This window comes from Octadecabacter sp. B2R22 (assembly GCF_018861045.1).
Lineage (GTDB): Bacteria > Pseudomonadota > Alphaproteobacteria > Rhodobacterales > Rhodobacteraceae > Octadecabacter.
Genome location: NZ_JAHKQJ010000007.1, coordinates 361528 through 380452, shown reverse-complemented (window position 1 = coordinate 380452; position 18925 = coordinate 361528). Strand labels below are relative to the sequence as shown.

At 55.7% G+C, this 18925-nt stretch carries 20 protein-coding genes and 1 tRNA gene; 12 read left to right on the top strand and 9 right to left on the bottom strand.

The features are described 5' to 3' along the window. The first annotated feature begins 20 nt into the window (after positions 1 to 20). The 6 genes from KO486_RS07320 to KO486_RS07295 all read left to right on the top strand — a co-directional run bounded on the left by KO486_RS07320 (position 21) and on the right by KO486_RS07295 (position 4986). Positions 21 to 896 carry a MoxR family ATPase gene (locus KO486_RS07320; RefSeq protein WP_216036593.1) on the top strand — a complete coding sequence of 292 codons (876 nt, stop codon included), beginning with the start codon at positions 21 to 23 and terminating at the stop codon, positions 894 to 896. Further along, positions 893 to 2074 (top strand): VWA domain-containing protein, encoded by a 1182-nt coding sequence (locus tag KO486_RS07315; RefSeq protein ID WP_216036592.1) that lies wholly within the window; start codon positions 893 to 895, stop codon positions 2072 to 2074. Before KO486_RS07320 ends, KO486_RS07315 begins: the two co-directional genes overlap by 4 nt. Further along, on the top strand, positions 2071 to 2850 hold the full coding sequence (locus KO486_RS07310; RefSeq protein ID WP_216036591.1) for an XdhC family protein: 780 nt from the start codon (positions 2071 to 2073) through the stop codon (positions 2848 to 2850). The genes KO486_RS07315 and KO486_RS07310 overlap by 4 nt, the downstream gene beginning before the upstream one ends. After that, entirely contained in the window at positions 2843 to 3454 is a 612-nt protein-coding gene (locus KO486_RS07305) for a nucleotidyltransferase family protein (RefSeq protein WP_216036590.1), read from the top strand. The genes KO486_RS07310 and KO486_RS07305 overlap by 8 nt, the downstream gene beginning before the upstream one ends. 109 nt (positions 3455 to 3563) lie before the next feature. After that, positions 3564 to 4016 carry a carbon monoxide dehydrogenase subunit G gene (locus tag KO486_RS07300; protein WP_216036589.1) on the top strand — a complete coding sequence of 151 codons (453 nt, stop codon included), beginning with the start codon at positions 3564 to 3566 and terminating at the stop codon, positions 4014 to 4016. Next, a complete protein-coding gene (locus tag KO486_RS07295; RefSeq protein WP_216036588.1) occupies positions 4009 to 4986 on the top strand; it encodes an XdhC family protein in 978 nt (325 codons plus the stop codon). The genes KO486_RS07300 and KO486_RS07295 overlap by 8 nt, the downstream gene beginning before the upstream one ends. 282 nt (positions 4987 to 5268) lie before the next feature. Here the strand turns inward: KO486_RS07295 and KO486_RS07290 are convergent, their stop codons facing one another. Both KO486_RS07290 and KO486_RS07285 read right to left on the bottom strand, forming a co-directional pair. After that, on the bottom strand, positions 5269 to 5610 hold the full coding sequence (locus KO486_RS07290; protein WP_216036587.1) for a hypothetical protein: 342 nt from the start codon (positions 5608 to 5610) through the stop codon (positions 5269 to 5271). Between the two features lie 325 nt (positions 5611 to 5935). Next, a tRNA-Thr gene (locus tag KO486_RS07285) sits at positions 5936 to 6011 on the bottom strand. Positions 6012 to 6155: 144 nt separating this feature from the next. Between KO486_RS07285 and KO486_RS07280 the strand changes: the two genes are divergently transcribed. Both KO486_RS07280 and KO486_RS07275 read left to right on the top strand, forming a co-directional pair. Beyond that, positions 6156 to 7031: a hypothetical protein gene (locus tag KO486_RS07280; RefSeq protein WP_216036586.1), complete on the top strand. Its 876-nt coding sequence runs from the start codon at positions 6156 to 6158 to the stop codon at positions 7029 to 7031. Between the two features lie 13 nt (positions 7032 to 7044). Continuing rightward, positions 7045 to 7872, top strand: a complete 828-nt coding sequence (locus tag KO486_RS07275) for a PhzF family phenazine biosynthesis protein (protein ID WP_216036585.1) — start codon at positions 7045 to 7047, stop codon at positions 7870 to 7872. 21 nt (positions 7873 to 7893) lie between these two features. Here the strand turns inward: KO486_RS07275 and KO486_RS07270 are convergent, their stop codons facing one another. Then, on the bottom strand, positions 7894 to 8151 hold the full coding sequence (locus KO486_RS07270; RefSeq protein ID WP_216036584.1) for a DUF2312 domain-containing protein: 258 nt from the start codon (positions 8149 to 8151) through the stop codon (positions 7894 to 7896). A 126-nt stretch (positions 8152 to 8277) separates the two neighbouring features. Here KO486_RS07270 and KO486_RS07265 point away from each other — a divergent pair, with 126 nt between their 5' ends. Then, the gene (locus KO486_RS07265) at positions 8278 to 8493 is read left to right on the top strand and encodes a hypothetical protein (protein ID WP_216036583.1); all 216 of its coding nucleotides are present in this window, start codon (positions 8278 to 8280) and stop codon (positions 8491 to 8493) included. Here the strand turns inward: KO486_RS07265 and KO486_RS07260 are convergent. Next, the gene (locus tag KO486_RS07260) at positions 8485 to 9813 is read right to left on the bottom strand and encodes an enoyl-CoA hydratase-related protein (RefSeq protein ID WP_216036582.1); all 1329 of its coding nucleotides are present in this window, start codon (positions 9811 to 9813) and stop codon (positions 8485 to 8487) included. The genes KO486_RS07265 and KO486_RS07260 overlap by 9 nt on opposite strands. Positions 9814 to 9965: 152 nt before the next feature. Between KO486_RS07260 and KO486_RS07255 the strand changes: the two genes are divergently transcribed. Then, complete coding sequence (locus KO486_RS07255; RefSeq protein WP_216036581.1) at positions 9966 to 10394, top strand: TIGR01244 family sulfur transferase; 429 nt, start codon at positions 9966 to 9968, stop codon at positions 10392 to 10394. Positions 10395 to 10407: 13 nt separating this feature from the next. Here the strand turns inward: KO486_RS07255 and KO486_RS07250 are convergent, their stop codons facing one another. From KO486_RS07250 to KO486_RS07230, 5 genes are all read right to left on the bottom strand, one after another. Further along, on the bottom strand, positions 10408 to 11388 hold the full coding sequence (locus tag KO486_RS07250) for a FliM/FliN family flagellar motor switch protein (RefSeq protein ID WP_216036580.1): 981 nt from the start codon (positions 11386 to 11388) through the stop codon (positions 10408 to 10410). A 98-nt stretch (positions 11389 to 11486) separates the two neighbouring features. Next, positions 11487 to 14153, bottom strand: a complete 2667-nt coding sequence (locus KO486_RS07245; protein WP_216036579.1) for an ATP-binding protein — start codon at positions 14151 to 14153, stop codon at positions 11487 to 11489. After that, positions 14150 to 14476 carry a hypothetical protein gene (locus tag KO486_RS07240; RefSeq protein ID WP_216036578.1) on the bottom strand — a complete coding sequence of 109 codons (327 nt, stop codon included), beginning with the start codon at positions 14474 to 14476 and terminating at the stop codon, positions 14150 to 14152. The genes KO486_RS07245 and KO486_RS07240 overlap by 4 nt, the downstream gene beginning before the upstream one ends. A 6-nt stretch (positions 14477 to 14482) precedes the next feature. Next, positions 14483 to 14851 (bottom strand): response regulator, encoded by a 369-nt coding sequence (locus tag KO486_RS07235; protein ID WP_216036577.1) that lies wholly within the window; start codon positions 14849 to 14851, stop codon positions 14483 to 14485. A 93-nt stretch (positions 14852 to 14944) separates the two neighbouring features. After that, positions 14945 to 16225: an XRE family transcriptional regulator gene (locus tag KO486_RS07230; protein ID WP_216036576.1), complete on the bottom strand. Its 1281-nt coding sequence runs from the start codon at positions 16223 to 16225 to the stop codon at positions 14945 to 14947. Positions 16226 to 16440: 215 nt separating this feature from the next. Here KO486_RS07230 and KO486_RS07225 point away from each other — a divergent pair, with 215 nt between their 5' ends. Both KO486_RS07225 and KO486_RS07220 read left to right on the top strand, forming a co-directional pair. Beyond that, complete coding sequence (locus KO486_RS07225) at positions 16441 to 17790, top strand: substrate-binding protein (protein ID WP_216036575.1); 1350 nt, start codon at positions 16441 to 16443, stop codon at positions 17788 to 17790. Positions 17791 to 17892: 102 nt separating this feature from the next. Next, a complete protein-coding gene (locus tag KO486_RS07220; RefSeq protein ID WP_216036574.1) occupies positions 17893 to 18924 on the top strand; it encodes a branched-chain amino acid ABC transporter permease in 1032 nt (343 codons plus the stop codon). Position 18925: the final 1 nt, after the last annotated feature.

Genomic DNA, 18925 nt, shown 5'->3' with positions numbered 1-18925 from the left:
CATCGTCTGGGAGGACAACAATGACTTGGAAAACGTTGCAAACGGCTATGGCCGATCAGGGGTATATTGCCTCGGGCGATCTGGCGATGGCGCTGCATTTGGCACTGTCTCTTGGACGGCCTTTGTTGCTTGAGGGAGCAGCAGGTGTCGGTAAAACCGAGGTGGCCCGCGTGCTGGCGGCAACCGAAAACACGCAACTGATCCGATTGCAGTGTTACGAAGGGCTGGACGCCGCCCAAGCAATTTATGAATGGAATTACCAACGCCAATTGCTGGCAATTCGCGCGGCATCTGAAGACGGCGAAACGGGCAAAAGCGTAGAGGCACGTATTTTTTCGGACGAGTTCCTATTGGAACGGCCTTTGCTAAAGGCAATCCGACAAGAAAAGGCACCCGTGTTGCTGATCGATGAAATTGACCGCGCGGATGAGGAATTTGAGGCCTATTTACTCGAAATCCTGTCAGAGTTTCAGATTACGATCCCTGAAATGGGGACGATCACAGCGACCACACGCCCGATTGTGATCCTGACCGCCAATGGCACCCGCGACCTCAGCGACGCGCTGCGTCGCCGTTGTCTTTACGCCCATGTCCCCTACCCCGATCATGAAACCGAATTGTCCATTTTGGTTACGCGCTACCCCGACATTACGGATCGGTTGTGCGCGCAAATCGTCGGTTTCGTTCAAGCTTTGCGTAAACAAGAGTTGGAGAAAAAGCCGGGCATCGCAGAAATGCTCGACTTCGCGGCGGCGTTGATGGGGCTGGGTGTTGCGGATCTCACGGATGATCCTACGACATTGCAGGCGACACTGACGACATTGCTGAAAACGCAAATGGACCGCGATGCGATCCCGACGGAAATCGCACAACGCTTAGCCGGAAAAGCCGCATGAGCCTTGTGACTAAATTCGCAGCCCGAGACCCCGGGCCTGCAGCCCGCATGGCTGGATTTGTGGCGCATCTGCGCGACAATGGCTTGCGGTTGGGCGTCGGGGAAACAGGTATGGCGCTAGACGCGCTCACCTTCATAGACGCAGCCAACCCGCATGATACGCGCCGCGCACTGAAATCCGTTTTCACAGGTTGCGCCGAAGAGGCCGCCCAGTTTGACGCGCTATTCAACAGTTTTTGGATGAATGGCGGGCGGGTTAAAACCCGAGTGACAACCACGGCAACCCCGAGCCAGAACGAAAACGTACATTCCAACCGCGAGGCACGCGGCGAAGACAGCAGCGGCGCCGGCGACCTAACCGCCCCAGATGGAGGCAACGGCGAAGCGCAAAGCGATGGCGAAGGCAAGCTGGTCGCGACTGACGTCGCCAACCTGTTCAAGAAAGACCTGCGCGAGCTTGTCCAACCCGAGGATATTGCCGAGGCTGAAAAGATCGCGCTACGCCTTGGCGCTGCCTTGCGTGATCGCCGTTCGCGTCGTCGCAAAGCCGCCCGTAAAGGCGATCAAATCCATTTTCGCAAAGTCATGCGGCAAAGCCTTGCGACGGGTGGCGACCCCTTCGCGCTGCCCAAACGTCGGCGGCCGGATCGCACGATGCGGATTACGGCGATTTGCGATGTGTCGGGATCGATGACTGTCTATTCCCGTATTTTTCTTGCATTTCTTGCCGGCCTGATGCGCGCCGATCCTCGCGCCGATGCCTACCTCTTTCACACGCGCCTTGTGCGGATAACCGAAGCCTTACGCGACAAAGATGCGCTGCGGGCCTTGGCGCGTCTGTCTTTGTTGGCGGAAGGGTTCGCGGGCGGATCAAAGATATCTGAAAGCCTTGAAACTTTCGCAAACACATATGGCCGCCGGTTTGTCGATAACCGCACGGTCGTGATCATCTTGTCGGACGGCTATGACACCGCGTCCCCTGACGGAATTTCCGACGCGCTCGTTCGTTTGAAAAAGCGCGGCTGTAAACTTATCTGGCTGAATCCCCTCAAAGGCTGGGATGACTATGCGCCGACAGCCCGCGCAATGGCTGGTGCCTTGCCACATCTGGATCTGTTTCGCGCAGCCAACACGTTGGGTGACTTGGCCGCGCTTGAAACCGAAATGGAGCGGCTATGACACCTAAACAGATCACAGACCATGGATTGAACGAAGGCGAAGACTGTTTCGCCATCGCCACGATTGTGCGCACCGCCGGAACCACCTCAGCCAAACCCGGTGCCAAAGCGCTGCTGCGCGAAGATGGCACGATCCTAGAAGGCTGGCTTGGCGGAGGTTGCGTGCGCGGTGCGATCAGGGACGCGACTTTGCGGGCCTATGCGACGGGGCAACCGCAATTCATCTCGGTCGCTCCGGAAGAAGACCTGAAGGAAAAAGGCGTGCGGGCGGGCGATGACGTTGATGGTGTCCGATTTGCACGCAACGGATGCCCGTCCAAAGGCACCATCGACATCTTTATCGAACCTTACCTTCCGACGCCTGATCTACTGGTCTTTGGGGACTCCCCCGTGGCGGGGAAACTGTTAGAGCTTGCCCCACAGTTTGGATGGGCCGTCGCCCCTGTTGGCGTGGATGCCCCTTTGGACGAACGCACACCTAATCGCGCCCGCTATCTTGTGATTGCGACGCAAGGCCAAGGTGATCTCGCTGCATTGAAGACGGGGCTGGTTGAACCTGTTGATTACGTCGCATTTGTCGGCAGCTCCAAAAAGTTCGCAAGCCTTACCGAAAAGCTGATCGCGGCGGGTACCGATCCCGCGCAAATCGCCGCTGTCCGTGCGCCCGCTGGGTTAAACATCGGCGCTGTTACACCGGCCGAAATCGCGTTGTCGATCCTTGCGGAACTCACGCAGGTCAAACGTGATCGTTTGGCAAAGGTTGCCCAAAATGGATAGTTTTGGCGCGATAATCCTAGCGGCAGGTCTGTCGCGACGCATGGGAGATCGCAACAAATTACTGTTGCCAACCCACGGAAAGCCGATGATCCGCCACGTCGTTGAAACCTATTTGTCCGTAGTCAACGAACGGGTTTGGGTTGTCACTGGCTATGAGAACGAACGGATTGAAGCCGCGCTGCAGGGTCTGGATGTGCACATCGTACACAATGAAAATTTCGAGGCGGGGCAGCCGTTTTCAGTCCGGGCGGGGCTTCTTGAGGCACGGGGCGCAGGCCACTATCTGATCGGTCTTGGCGATCAGCCAGACCTAACGGGTGGCGATCTGCGTGCATTGATTGCGGCGCATTTGGCGGGCGACGTTCAGAAGATTTCAATCCCTTACCAAGGTACGACACGGGGGAATCCTGTCGTTGTTCCTGCAGTCATGCAGGCTCGATTGTTGGCAGATCAAGCCAATCCAGGTTGTGGGAAATTCACCCGCGACCATCCCGAACTGGCCCAACACCACACAATGACTCAACCTGGATTCTTCAATGACATCGATACGCCAACCGCGTTTGAAACCTTCAATAAATCAACAACATTAAAGGATCTGACATGAGAAAATTACGCAGCCTTTTCCAAGCCTATCGTCAAAAATGGGCCCTCTCACCGGAGCAAGTGGAAACACTAGCATCCGTCAAATTCCCCTGCTGTTAGAAAGCGAAAACATGGAACTTAAAGACGAAATCATCATCAATGCGCCAATGCAACGTGTTTACGAAGCATTGAACGATCCCGACATCCTTCGCGAATGCATCCCTGGGTGCGAAGAACTGATCCAACACTCCGATACTGAACTTGAAGCAAAGATCGTACTGAAAGTTGGCCCAGTCAAAGCACGGTTCAGCGGAGACGTCCAACTGGACAAAAGCGGCGCACCCGACGCGTTTTCCTTAACAGGACAGGGCAATGGCGGTGCTGCGGGCCATGCGAAAGGTGGAGCGGACGTTACACTGGTTGCGGACGGTGACACAACAATCCTGAGTTATGACGCCAAGGCGCAGATCGGCGGTAAATTGGCGCAACTGGGCAGCCGCCTGATCCAAAGCACTGCCAAAAAGCTCGCGGCCAAGTTCTTTAAGAAATTTGCCGAAGTGCTGGACGGCGAAACGGTTGGCTAACCCCATCACATATCAAGACCACGCGGTCGACGTTTTAGCACAGGTTGCGGCCTATGTCCGGTCAGGGCAGAGGTTTGTGCTGATAACGTCTGTGGACATCAAAGGCGGCAGCGCACGTGATCTAGGATCATTGGCTGTCGTCAATGATGAGGGCGAGATGACAGGTTATATGTCCAACGGATGCATTGATCAGGATATACTACTTCAGGCGCTGGAGTGTTTGCAGTCGGGGACAGCCCGCATGTTGCGGTACGGGGATGGATCGCCGTTCCATGATTTGACCTTGCCCTGTGGTGGGTCTTTGTCAATTTGGATCGACCCTGCCCCCGACACCGTAGCACTCATGGAAGCGTACACGGCATTGCTGGCCCGCACCCCTGCTACGCTTACATTTTATCCCTGCTCAGACCCCAATCAGGGGACAGATGCGATCACGATCGCCTATCAACCCAAAGTTGCCTTGACCCTTGCAGGGCGGGGCGCAATTTTCCGCGCGACCGCCAAAGTTGCACATGCCATCGGACTTGATGTGACGGGCTTTTCCCCCGATCTGCATGATCTTGATGCCGTCCTACCCTACTGTCTGACGCCCCCAACGCATGTGACGTCCCAGCAAGGTGCCATCAACCTTGATCTGGACGCGACCAGTGGCTTCTTAACTCTGTTTCACGATCATGATTGGGAACCCGCGTTCCTTGTTGCTGCCTTGGGCACCACCGCTGGATTCATTGGTGCGTTAGGAAGCACACGAACACACGCTGCCCGTCTCTCCCAGTTGGCGAACATGGGGGTTTGCGAACAGGATTTGCAACGGATCACGGGGCCAATTGGTCTTGTGCCATCCCTGCGAAATGCCGATCTAATCGCAATCTCCGCATTGGCCGAAATCGCGCAGGCCTTTGCCTATGATCAGCAACGGGTCGTTGACGTTCAGCAGCCCTATGAAATCGCTCAACTTTACTCTGGCTAACTGTTAAAAATTAACGTCTCGGCGCGCGATTGTATTCTGAATTAGGACATCTGGTCTTGGGCTCGTTCCTTGGCGTGATGTCGCCATTTTCTGTAATGGTTTCCCAATATCAGGCCTTCACTTCACTCCACACCGTGGGTTCTACGCCGTTGTTCGCTGTTCAACGAGCCATATCGAACGTCCGAAATGAGCAGCATAGCTTATGGTAGCACGGTGTTTGTTTGCTGCCCTGCCCCGATACCTGTGTCGTAAAATTTCCCGCGCTGTGTTTGTTGCCCCAACTCAGACGTCCAAGGAAACGTCTTGAATGAGCGCCAAGAGATACAGAGCAAAAAGACATGCGATGAACAGCGCTGACGTAACAAGAGACAAAGTCGTGTCTCTTGGAGAAATCGCATTTCCGTGGTCTTCTGGTTCTCTATCAGTGCGAGACAGCGCCAAGAATTCCAACGGTACCAAACAAATGTAGATCACGGCCACGGCAACAAAGGCAGAAACAAATTCGATCTCAATGCGGTTGTCGGGACGAAATGCGATCATACTTAAGACTGATCCAGTCCCAAGTATCCAAAGCACAAAAATGTAATGCGAGTACAACCCTTCGCCGATAGAAGGCTTATGCACGTTTGACGATCCTTCACGCGATGAAGCCTGAGATTTTTCGTTATTTTTCAATATTCTATCAATGAACAAAGCGGCAAATATCCCGAAAATCCCAAGCGGGATAGCAACATGCTGCAGGTTCTCGGTTTCCTGAACCGGTGGTATTTACAAGATAGAAAAATATAGTGCGCAGAGCGACAAGATCGAAAAAATGAATGACTGAGAATAGGCATTTTTGCTGAGCAGTATAAAGTTTGCTACCAGAATGAGGATAAGCTTCCGGATTTTCGGCGCAACTTCCAGACGAATGCTCGCACGTCATAAGTATTTGAAATTTATAGATAAATGGTGCCCCCACACGGACTCGAACCGCGGACCTACTGATTACAAATCAGTTGCTCTACCAGCTGAGCTATAGGGGCACTGGGCGGTCGTTTAAGGGAGAGTTTCGGGACGCGCAAGAGGGTCTTTGACGTTTTTCTCACATCATCGCAGGTTCCACTGCTGTCAATTCCCCCGTATGCTTGTTTTCAACAGTAAACAGTTCAAATAGCAGGCTCAAATTTATGCAAATTGTCTATCACATCGGCGCCAACTGCACCGATCAGGATCGCTTGTTGAAATCTGTTCTCAAGAACGCAGACACCTTTGCGAACCAAGGTGTGAAGGTCCCAGGACCAGGAAAGTACAGACGCCTTATTCGTGAGACAATTCAATCGCTTGACGGAAAATCACCCGCCCCTGACACGCGCGAAATCTTGCTGGATGCGATTCTTGACGACGAGCAATGCAATCGGCTTGTGATGAGCCATGCGCAGTTCATGTGTGTGCATCGCCGTATTTTTGAGGACGGTATCTTTTACGCGTTAGCGGAAGACAAGCTTACGGGCTTGGCCAGCCTCTTTCCCGAAGATGAAATCGAAGTTTTCCTCGGGATTCGGAATCCCGCGACGTTTATTCCCGCTGTTTTTGGCGACTCGAAAGTCGATGACCTTGAGTCGTTTCTGAACGGCTTTGATCCGATGCAATTGCGATGGTCTGATTTGATCGCACGTATCCGAAAAATCCTGCCCAAGGCGACAGTTACAGTGTGGTGTAATGAAGATACTCCGATGATTTGGGCGCAGCTGATCCGAGAACTCGGTGGCATTGATCCATTGGTGAAAATCACAGGTGGTTTCGATTTGCTGAGCGCGATCATGAGCCCCGACGGAATGAAGAAATTTGTGAGCTATCTGCGCGCGAACCCGCCACAGACGGAATCGCAAAAACGGCGGATCATCGCTGCCTTCCTCGAAAAGTACGCGCTTGAAGATGAGGTCGAGGACGAAATCGACCTCCCCGGTTGGACCGAGGACACCGTGGCCACATTAACCGCCGGTTATGATGATGACGTTTATCGTATCGAACGGATGGACGGGGTGACCTTCATTGCCCCTTAATTCCCGCCCTTTCATGCAGTGCGATGTGTTCAGCACAACGCCGACGGGCGGCAACGGGCTGGCTGTGGTGCTTGATGGTGACGGTTTGGATGATGCGGCCATGCAGGGATTTGCACGCTGGACGAACCTCGCGGAGACGACGTTCGTTCGCCCGCCCAGTCATCCTGATGCAGACTACGACATTCGTATTTTCACGGCGCAACGTGAACTGCCGTTCGCGGGGCACCCGACCTTGGGCACAGCGACCTGTTGGCTTGCGGCCGGTAACACCCCAAAGGCGGGTGGTGTGATACGTCAGAACTGCGGTGTGGGGATTGTCGACATTGACCTGACCGGTGATCAAACTGCGTTTGTGGCGCCCCCTACGGCGATTTCGAAGCTACCTGAAAGCATCTTGGATGCGCTGGTTGAAGCCTTCGGATTTGATGCAGCACATGTGCGTAGCGGTGCGGTCTTGGACAACGGTCCTGTTTGGCATGTTTTGGAATTGGCCGATGCCAGTGATCTACTTGATTTGGATGCGAGCAAGATCGTGGCAGACGACTGCTTGAACGGGTTCGCCGTTGGCTTGATCGCCCCCCATGCCAAAGGCGATGTGGCGTTTGAAGTTCGGATGTTTGACCTCAAACGCGGCGCCCATGAGGACCCGATCACTGGATCATTGAATGCCGCACTGGCCCATTGGCTGCAATCACAGGGCCGCGTGCGCCAGCCCTATGTCGTGGCGCAAGGCAGCTGTATTCACCGCACTGGCCGCGTTCACGTAATCCCCAACGATGCAGGGGAAATCCGCATCGGTGGGCATACTAATATTTTGATAAAAGGCACTGTGACGCTCTGAACGAGCTCACAGAAATGCGCCCTACATACCAAGCGCTTCTTTATACATTTCCAACACCGCTTCTTCTTCGGCGATATCGTTCTGGTCGCGCTTGCGCAGTGCAATGACCTTGCGCATGACTTTGGTGTCGTAACCGCGGCCCTTCGCTTCTGCCATGACTTCTTTTTGTTGCTCAGCGAGGTCTTTTTTCTCAGCATCCAGACGTTCGATCCGTTCGATGAACTGACGCAATTCGTCGGCTGTTACGCGGTAGCTGGTATCGGAAGACATATCGGACATATCGGGCCTCATCTGGGTGTACATGAATAGGGTCGGCCCCTTCCCTAACCGCCCCTGTCCACCTCGGCAAGCGCTTGCGTGCGTGATGCTGACACGATACGCAGCGCCATCACTGCGGAGGCGAAGATGGAACTACTTGTTGGAATTGGCGCACTACTGTCCTTGGTCGGGATCATCGGCATCATCTGGAGTGTCGTAAAAGTACGCCGCGCCAAGGCAAGCAGTGAAACAGACGAGGAATTGCGCGCGAAAATTCAAGCCGTGCTGCCGTTGAACCTTGGCGCGTTCTTGTTGTCGGTTCTTGGTTTGATGTGCGTCGTGGTCGGCGTCATTTTAGGCTAACGCATCGAACCCTTTGGAATCTTTGATCGCAGCGTCCAGCAGCTCAGGCGCGGCCCAGATGTCAGACTCTTGTGCCCAATCCCGTAAATCACTGCGCACCCCGATAAGCCCCATCGACTGTGCCGCCCGCATGGGCCCACCGTTTCGACGCGGAAACCCGATCCCGTGAACCGCCAAAGCGTCAATATCGGCTGGACGCTGCACCGCTTGTTCTTCGACGCAATGTGACCCTTCCACGACAAGGGCCCCGATCAGACGCCGTGAAATCGCGTCATTTGCGACACTGGCATCCCGTCCACCGAACGGGCCCTTGCGAAAGCCATATGCGACCATTGCCGCGTCGATCTCGGCCTCAGATTGCCCGTGTTTCACAAGAGCTTCAGCGGCCGTGCGCATTGCTTTGCGAAGACGTAAAACAACGGCCTTTCCAATCGGCACGACGGGTTTAAAGGCGACTCCGTCGCGTTCTATCAATGCATCGTCAATTCTACGCTCCGCCATAAATACATGGCGCAAGGCCAAGGATTGCGGGTGCGCCAAACAGCGGTCAAAGGCGTCACTTTCAAGCGCCATCGCCGTCTCGAACGGCAACAGGGCTGCGGCCTCAACGCATTCGACAACCCGATGCGGCGCATGAAGTGGATTGCTCACCAAAGCGGTGCGGGCCTTTGAAATGGCCGCTTGATAGGCGCGACCATCGCGCAGGTGGCTTCGGTTGGCGCGGGTTGGACGGGCGCCTTTTCCGCTTTCAATCAGGCCTTTCGCAAAGGCAATTGCCCCGGAGCCAAGATCGCCTTGAACGATACCGTCGACCAAACCGGCCCGCTGCGCGGAGCCCGCATCGATTGAATTGGTCGAAATCATCATCTGAAGCGCGCGTTCCGGCCCGATCAGGCGTGGCAGCCTTTGGGTGCCGCCTGCCCCCGGCACGAGGCCCAGCGCGACTTCTGGCAGACCAATCCGCGCGTCTGGCGTGGCCAGCCTGTAATGCGCCGCCAACACCAATTCCGCACCGCCGCCCAACGCTTGGCCTTGAATGGCCGCGACAACAGGTTTCGCGCAGCCCTCAATAAGATCGCAAAGCTGTCGCAATGATGGATCCCGCACCGCGCCGCCAAATTCCCGAATATCCGCGCCAGCTGAAAACAAATGGCCCGCCGCCATCAAAACGCCCGCCTTGATGTCATCATTGCTGTTGATACGAGTAAAAACGTCCCACAGGCCTGCGCGCATGGCACCAGACAGGGCATTTACGGGCGGCGCGTCCAGCGTCACGACGGCGACACCGTCCAAGACCCGAAACCTAACCAACTTTGCCATGTACCCACCTTCGTGCAACCGCCACTGCACGGACCACCGTACAGGTTTGCCCCAGAATGCAGGTCCTTTTACGAAAGGGAAAGCCCCAGTTTTCAGACCGCGCCCAAATGTGACCACTGGACGCCACGGGCAGCGCCACCTAAAAAGCCCCTATGGATATTCGCCCACTTACCCCCGCCTACGCTGTGTCGCCACAAATCAATCCCGAAGACCTGCCTGCAATCGCTGCAGCTGGATATAAAACGGTGATTAACAATCGGCCCGACGAAGAAAACCCGCCGTCCCATCAAAACGATGCGATGAAGAATGCCGCCGAAGCCGCTGGCATCACATTGGTGACCCTTCCCGTGTCCCACGCGACGCTCACGCTTGAAACGGTTGCGGCCCAAAAAGAAGCCATTGCCGCATCGGCTGGCCCGGTTCTAGCCTATTGCGCTTCAGGCAATCGCAGCACGATTGTTTGGGCCTTGGGGCAAGCTGGTCAGATCGAAACGGACGAGATTGTGCAGATCGCCGCAAACAACGGCTACAATCTCAGCCAAATGCGTGGCCAGTTGGACATGCTTGCCCAACAAGGCTGAGCTGCGCACGGCCCTAGCCTTCGACCATCTCAGAGGCCAGATCACCCTTGCTCGACCTCGGTCGCCCGTCCGAGGGGTTTTGGATCGCTGCGGGTTTTGGCGTGTCATCCTGCAATTGCATATCCATTACTTCGGTGCGCACCGCGCGTTTGCCGGCGACTTGCCCCAACCGAGCAGTTGCAACGGCCTCACCGGCGGGGCCTGTTAACGTCACCGATCCAACGGTTGTGCCAGCAAGGGTCAACAGCTGGCCCACCTCAAAGCGTTCAATCTTGCTGATCGGCATTGAAAACTTCGTCAACACCGCATCTAGCTCTGCGTGCGCCTCTTCAAGGGCAGCGCGTAGTTTTGTGGCCCATTCCCCCCCGCGGGCCTCGGAAACAGGAGCCTTGTCGACCTTGGGGCGCAGGGCAATCAGAACTTCACCGTGATGGTCGCCTCCTGCGATATGGATCGACACCCGCCAAACACGATAGGTCCCCTGAGCCATCATCAATCCAGCCGTGCGCAAGTCCTCCATCGGGCCGATGTCAAAGGCTGCCATATCAAAGTCATCCTGCCCAAACCCCGCATCTGCCAGTTCTTTGAGGAACTTATCCGCAAACGGAACGCTCATCACTGCATCGGTGCGTGTCACCTTGCGCTGGTCTGACGCCACGGGCAGAAGATAGCCCATCGTTTGCATTTCAACCAATGCAGATCGCAGCGGCGGATCCATCAGAAAGACACCAGACAACCCCGCGCTTGCACCCTCGCGAAGCCCCAATACGATCCAATCATCAGGCCCGTCTTCAATCAGGCTTTCGGCTTCGCTGTCTTCTTCGGCGACACTGCTGACAGATGCGGACAGACCGACAGTTTCATCCATTGCCCGTGCCAGAGCGCGCCGCATTTGCCGGACCGGCGAATCTGGCGTCGGCTCTTCGGTCGAGGGGGCCGCGTCAGGCGGCGTAAGACCCATTTTTCGGGAGAGAATTGGGTTTATCCTATCCATGATGATGTCCTACTTGGCATTGCATAGCCTTTCATAACTCAATCAAGGTTACCAACCTGCTAATATTCCTCAGGATTTAACCGATTGGTGATGGAAGTTCACGCCGTTGGGATCGTGACCCGAAAGGCCGCGCCACCTTGCCCGGGAAGGTAGGCGATCCCACCACCAATGGCAGTCATGATCTGGCGGCAAATCGCAAGACCAAGCCCCGCACCGCCCGCTTTACCTTCGTCCTCAAGGCGCGAGAATTTTTCGAAAATCACAGACTGGCTTTCTTCCGGGACGCCCGTGCCATTGTCACAAAAATCAACGACCAATTGCCCCTCCATGGGGCGCACGATGATCCGCAGTTCAGGCTTATCCGCATCACAATACTTGGCGACATTGCTGATCAGGTTGATAAACACCTGCGACAAGCGTTCTAGATCGGTCGACAACGTTACCGCCTCTGCGTTTGCACGCCGCGAGATCGAAACCCGCGTCTCGTCAATGCCCGACGCCAGCACAGCGCGGTCAAGGACATCCGCCAAACGGCCCTCAGCGATGTTCAACTGCACCTGCCCGCTTTCCAAAACGCCCAAGTCCAACAAATCATCAAGCAGGCGCGTTAGGCGATTTGTTTCATCGTGGATGATCCCCGCAAACCGCCGACGCGCGTCGCCATCGACTTCGCCGTCGCGCAGAATGTCCGAGAAAGATCGGATCGACGTCATCGGGGTGCGCAATTCGTGGCTGATTTGGCTCAGGAAGGCATCCTTCTGGATCGACAGCGCCGTCAGCTTGTCGTTGGCTTCTTGCAGCGCGCGGGCCGTTCGTTCTTGTTCGGCGCTTTTGGCTTCGAGCTGGTTGGAATATTCAACAATTTGCGCGGTTTCATCGGCCACCGCCATCAAATCATCGACGGACACTGTCGCACCTTCCGTCAGCTGGCCGATCATCGCATGGGCCGCCGCGGCCCCGATAGAACCAGACATTTCGCGTTCCAGTTTCCCAATGAAATCTGGCGTCACGTCCGGCAGAAACCCCGATTTGCCTTGCATCTGCGCCTCGGCTCGGAAAACCGCCTGCGCCTCAGCGCTGCCCAAAATGCGCTGGGTCATGACAAGCAAGTCTTCGGCTTGGGCTGCAGATTGCGACCATACGCGAGCATCGCTGGAATAGTCGTAGACATTGACGAACTGCGCCCCTTGCAGACGTTCAAGCGGGTTCGGGAACGTCAAAACCGACACCAGAACCACCGCGCCCGAATTTAGCAACATCGACCAGAACGCCACATGCACCAACGGATCGATACCATCGATCCCGAACAACGCATGTGGCCGCAGCCAATTGATCCCGAAAGGACCGTTGTCAAAAACCGCCTGAGAGATCACCCCATCAACACCAAAACTGGGCAAGAACTGCGTCCACGCCCAAATCGCGAACCCAATGGCAATCCCTGCCCCTGCGCCCCAACGGTTCGCCCCGCGCCAAAAGACGCCGCCAATCATCGCCGGAAGAACTTGCATAATCCCTGTGAAGGACACCAAGCCGATCGCCGCAAGGGCCGTCCCGCCACCGGACAGGCGAAAGTAGATGTAGCCCAAGGCCATAATGACCCCAATCGCAATGCGCCGCGATGCGACCACGACTCCACGGACGTCACCGCTTACGGCGGCACCGGTTGTGCGGGACGTCAGCCAGCTGGGGGCCACGATGTGGTTACTTACCATCGTGGCCAAGGCCAGCGTTGCAACGATCACCATTGACGTCGCCGAAGAGAAGCCCCCCAAGAACGCAAGGATCGCCAGTCCTTCGCGCCCCTCGCTGAGGGGCAAGGTCACTACGAAAAGGTCGGGGTTTGACCCTTCCGGCATCAGATCCAAGCCGACAACCGCAATCGGTACCACAAAAAGGCTCATCAACATCAGATAGGTCGGAAACGCCCAACTGGCGGTTCCCAAGGCCCGCTCGTCCGAGTTTTCAACGACAAGCACTTGAAACATCCGCGGTAAACATAGGAATGCAGCACCAGACACAAAGATAAGGCCGATCCATCTGCTTGGGCTTGGAGCCCATTGCGACTGCGCCGAGGCATCGATCAAATCCATCGTCGCGCCAACACCGCCAGCAACGCCCCAAACCACAAAGACACCGACCGCGATGAGCGCAAAAAGTTTAACCACGGCCTCCACGGCGATGGCCAAAACGATCCCGTCATGACGTTCATGGGCATCCAGATTTCGCGTACCGAAGACCACTGTGAAAACAGCCAGACCAACCGCGACCCACATCGCGGCACCATCTAAATCACGCTGGGCCCAGATTTCTCCACTGCTCGCGGCGAACACCGCAATAGATTGTGTAACGGATTGAAGTTGCAGTGCAATATAAGGTGTAATGCCAACAATCGCCAACACCGTTACCATCATCCCAAGCCCTGTAGACTTGCCAAATCGCGATGAAATCAAGTCCGCAATAGAGGTCAGGCGTTGCGCCCGCCCGATCCGCACAAGTTTACGGACCAACCACCACCAGCCGATCATGACCAGCGTCGGACCTAGATAGATTGTCAGAAACTCCAGCCCCGATCTGGCGGCGTAGCCCACTGCGCCATAAAACGTCCAAGCCGTGCAATAGATGCTGAGCGAAAGCGTATAAATCGCAGATGATCGCAGCCAGCCGGTTTTACCCAACGCCGCCCGCCGTTCCGCCACGAAGGCCACAATGAACAGGAACGCGACATAGAGCAGCGACACAAGGACCAGCAGGTTAAACGAAATCATTCGCTGCCCCGCTCATCCGTACTTTCACTCCCGTCGATGGTATCTGAAACCCGCAAAACACGGTTCAGCACGAACGCCAAGACAGCCAGAATAACCCAAAGCGCAAAAAGGTAGATCATACTGGTGCTGGTCAGGCTTTGATCCGGCGTTTCGCGCGGCCACATCAATGGAAAAACCATAAAGACCGCGCCGAACAGCGGCAACCAGCGGGCTGCATCACGAAAACGGCGTTGGCGGTAGTTGCTGCGCTCTAGAAACTTGGTCCGCGGTCCCGATTTGATCGGAGACTTGGGCGGGCTGTCATTGGGCAGAGCTTGTGTCATGATGGGCTAGGAACCCGCCAAAGCGCGCACGCTTTCTAGAACTTCCGCATTTGAAAACGGTTTGGTCATGAATTGTGTCGCCCCAAGACCAATCGCAAGTTCGCGATCCTTGGCCTGCCCCCGTGCCGTTAGCATCATGACCGGAGTCTCTTTGGTTTCCGCAGATGCACGAAGATCACGCAAGATGTCATATCCAGACCGCCCCGGCAGCATGACGTCCAAGATGATCAAGTCGGGGACACCCTGCATAACCTTCTCGATCGCCGTTTCCCCATCCGAATGGGTGTGAACGGTCCAACCGTCACGGCTTAGAATATAGCTGACGGCCTCGATTATGTTCGGCTCGTCTTCAATTAGCAGGACACGTTGGCCCATATAGCTTCCTCCCCAAAAAGCGATAAACACCTCCCAAGTGTTCGTGTCTAACTATCGCGGGTTGCGACCATAGTGTCAAAGGCAGCGTGACGATTATCCCTTAGGTTGCAGCACGCTAGGTTGCCTGCGGCTTGAACACCCCTCAATGGTGCAAATTCTACAACCAGGACCGACGGGGTTTGGCACCTCATCACTTTGGGCCGGGCGCACCAGCATCGTCGCCTCAATACGCGGTGGCGCCCCGAAAGAGACCGGCCCGACACGGGTTGCAATCGCGAAACACTCAAACGAGGTTCGTGCAGCACCGCCCATACGCACAACGCTTCGCAGCGCGTGTCCCGGTTGGGATAGGGCTTGGAAAAGCGGCCACAGCGGGCATGCCGCCCCCGCCCGCGGCAACCGGAAATCCAGAATGGGCTTTTGGAACGTGATGACCCCCGCGCTGTCACACCTGACCAACCCCATCGGAGGACCCGATGCTGACGCCGGAAGTTGCGCTAACCGACGCAGGACCATTTCGACAGGGACATCAAACCGCGCCGCCAAGCGCGCTGGGTCAAATGCCATTTGTTCTGCTGCCGGGCCAAACAACGTGAGCGGCAAGCGTGCCGCGTCTGCGATGTAATCGCGTGCCCAGCCCGCCGCAATTTCACCCACGACACTATCAACGGCCTCCGGCCACTCTGGCTCATTCCCGTTCTCACACTCAGGCAAATGAAACCCCCGCGCGCCAAAAAGGCTTTCGGCTTGCTCGACAACGGTCGAAACGTCAGATGCATCTCCTCCGGCTTCGATGTCCAGCAATCCTAGCAACGCCTGCGAACTTTCAGCCAGTCGGGCACTGTCGGTATCAATGTTGGTGTGGAACCTGCCCTGCCATTCCGCATCCAGATCAGGCGTTTCGACCAGGATCGACGCAGTTGAGCGAATAGCCGTCGCCGTCGAAATGACTTCATGCAGGGACGTCGCAATCTTGGTGTCGTGGGCCAGACGGTTTGCCAAAGCATCCACTTTCGCCGTGAGCCTTTCGATATGGGCTTGCTGGGCACTGATGACCCCTGCCCACCCGGGAAAACGAGAGGCAAGATCTTCTGCGCTTTCGGCCCCGACCGCCAAGCTGGGGAACTCGACCGCCGCCACCTTGAGAGGTGCAATAACGGATGCAGATGTCTCGTCTTCCAACTGCGCTTGGTCGACTTCGAGAACCCGCGCGAGAGCGCCCAGAAGCTTACCGCCGATTCTGCGACGGTTGTGTTCGATCAAGTTCAGGTAGGACCCAGAAATCCCGACCTGTTCTGCGACCGCAGATTGTCTGAGCCCCAGATCCAGTCTGCGATTTCGAACCCGCGTCCCTGTCAGTATCCGTTCCGCCATTAAGATTCCCTTAGTGTTTTCATCGCTATGCCGCAGCGCGTTGACAACTTTTTTACAAAATACCGCAACGCAGCGTCGAAGTCTTTACAAAAATAACCTTTCTTGTGGAGGCCTTATTGTGAAACTTTCTAATCCCCCCTCTAATGATGAAGCTACTAAAAGCACGTGCGGATTTAGCTGGGAGGCTCTCCGCATTTCTCTAGGGAGGATACTATATGTCCAAATCAAACTTCACACGTCGTGGTGTGCTTAAGACTGGTGCCGTCGCTGGTGCTGGCATGGCGCTTCCACAATATCTGCGCGCTCAAGAGTCCGGCTTCACGAACGCGCCTGGCGCAAGCGAAGTCACACTCGGCTTCAACGTTCCACAAACTGGTCCTTACGCGGACGAGGGTGCGGACGAACTGCGCGCATACGAACTGGCTGTTGAGCACATCAACGGCGGTGGCGACGGCGGCATGCTGAGCACATTCAGCTCCAAAGCGCTCGACGGTACAGGTATTCTGGGCCGCGAAGTTAAGTATGTAACAGGTGACACTCAGACAAAGTCTGACGCTGCCCGTGCATCTGCTCGTTCCATGATCGAAAAAGACGGCGCAATCATGATTACTGGTGGGTCTTCCTCCGGTGTGGCTGTTGCTGTTCAGGCTCTGTGTCAAGAAGCTGGCGTCATCTTTATGGCTGGCCTTACACACTCCAACGACACAACTGGTAAAGACCGTAAAGCGAACGGTTTCCGCCACTTCTTCAACTCCTACATGACAGGTGCTGCTCTGGCTCCGGTTCTGGCGGCGCGTTACGGTTCTGACCGTAAAGCATACCACCTGACTGCAGACTACAACTGGGGCTACACAACTGAGGAAGCCATCCGTGCCTCCACAGAAGCTGTTGGCTGGGAAACAGTGAACTCTGTCAAAACACCACTGACACAGACTGACTTCTCTTCCTACATCGCACCAGTTCTGAACTCCGGTGCCGACGTTCTGGTTCTGAACCACTACGGCGGGAACATGGTCAACTCTTTGACCTCTGCTGTTCAGTTCGGTCTTCGTGAAGCTCAGGCAAACGGCAAGGACTTCGAAATCGTTGTTCCATTGTTCTCCCGTCTGATGGCACGTGGTGCTGGCGAGAACATCAAGGGTATCCTTGGTTCCACCAACTGGCACTGGTCCCTGCAGGACGAAGGTTCTCAGGCGTTTGTTCGCTCCTTCGGTACCAAGTACGGCTTCCCACCATCCACAGCAGCGCACACAACATACGTGCAAACACTGCTTTACGCGGATGCGGTTACACGTGCTGGCTCCTTCGCACCTTGTGCGGTTGCTGAAGCGCTTGAAGACTTTGAGTTCGACGGTTTGGGCAACGGTAAGACACTTTACCGTGGCGATGACCACCAGTGCTTCAAAGACGTGCTGGTCGTGAAGGGTAAAGACAACCCAGAGTCCGAATTCGACCTTCTCGAAGTTGTCGAAGTTACTCCGGTTGATCAGGTTATGTACTCTCCTGATCACCCACAGATGGGCGGCGCAGAAGCCACTCTCGGTGAGTGTAACAACGGCGCGTAAGCGACTGTTCTTAAAATACTTCGGATGCGCGGCTTTGGCCGCGCATCCACACCAAATCGTTGCACCCCCCTTTCCTATTTCTCCTGAACCGAGGCGCCGTCCATGGACCAGATCATCGTTCAAATTCTCAACGGTCTAGACAAGGGCTCCGCTTATGCGCTGATTGCTCTTGGTCTGACCCTCATTTTCGGCACGCTCGGTGTTGTGAACTTTGCGCACGGCGCTTTGTTCATGCTGGGCTCGTTCTGTGCCGTTATCCTGTCACGTATTTTGTCAGCGTCGCACGAAGTTGCCGACCCTACCCGCCTGGACTTTCTGGGTAACCCCGCGATGAACAAAGTGTTCTACGTCCAAGACATGTTTGGTGAAGCCGCCGGCGCCGCGATTATGGACTGGGCTGTGCCTTTGGCGATCCTGTTCTCTATTCCGGTTATGATCGGTGTTGGGTTCATTATGGAACGCGGCTTGATCAAGCACTTCTACAAGCGCCCACACGCGGACCAGATCCTTGTGACCTTCGGCCTTGCCATCGTTTTGCAGGAAGTCATCAAGTACTTCTTCGGTGCAAACCCGATCCAGACCCCTGCCCCAGACGCGTTCAAAGGCTCTTTGGACTTCGGTGTGTTCCTTGGCTACGAAGCCAACGCGATCATGTATCCGTACTGGCGCTTGGTCTACTTCTTCTTCTCGGCTGTTATCATCGCCGCTGTGTTCGCCTTCTTGCAGTTCACCACCTTCGGGATGGTTGTGCGTGCAGGTATGGCTGACCGTGAGACTGTTGGCCTCTTGGGTATCGACATCGACAAACGCTTTACGTTCATGTTCGGCCTTGCTGCCGCCGTGGCGGGTGTTGCCGGTGTGATGTACGCGCCAATCGTTGCTCCGAACTACCATATGGGAATGGATTTCTTGGTCCTCAGCTTTGTTGTGGTTGTTGTGGGCGGTATGGGCTCGCTGCCTGGTGCTGTTGCTGCAGGCTTCCTGCTCGGCATTCTGGAAAGCTTTGCCTCGATGCCCGTCATTGTCGATATCCTTCCAGGTATCAACCAAATTATCATCTACCTTGTCGCAATCGTTATCTTGTTGACCCGCCCTCGTGGCCTGATGGGTCGCAAAGGCGTGATGGAGGACTAAA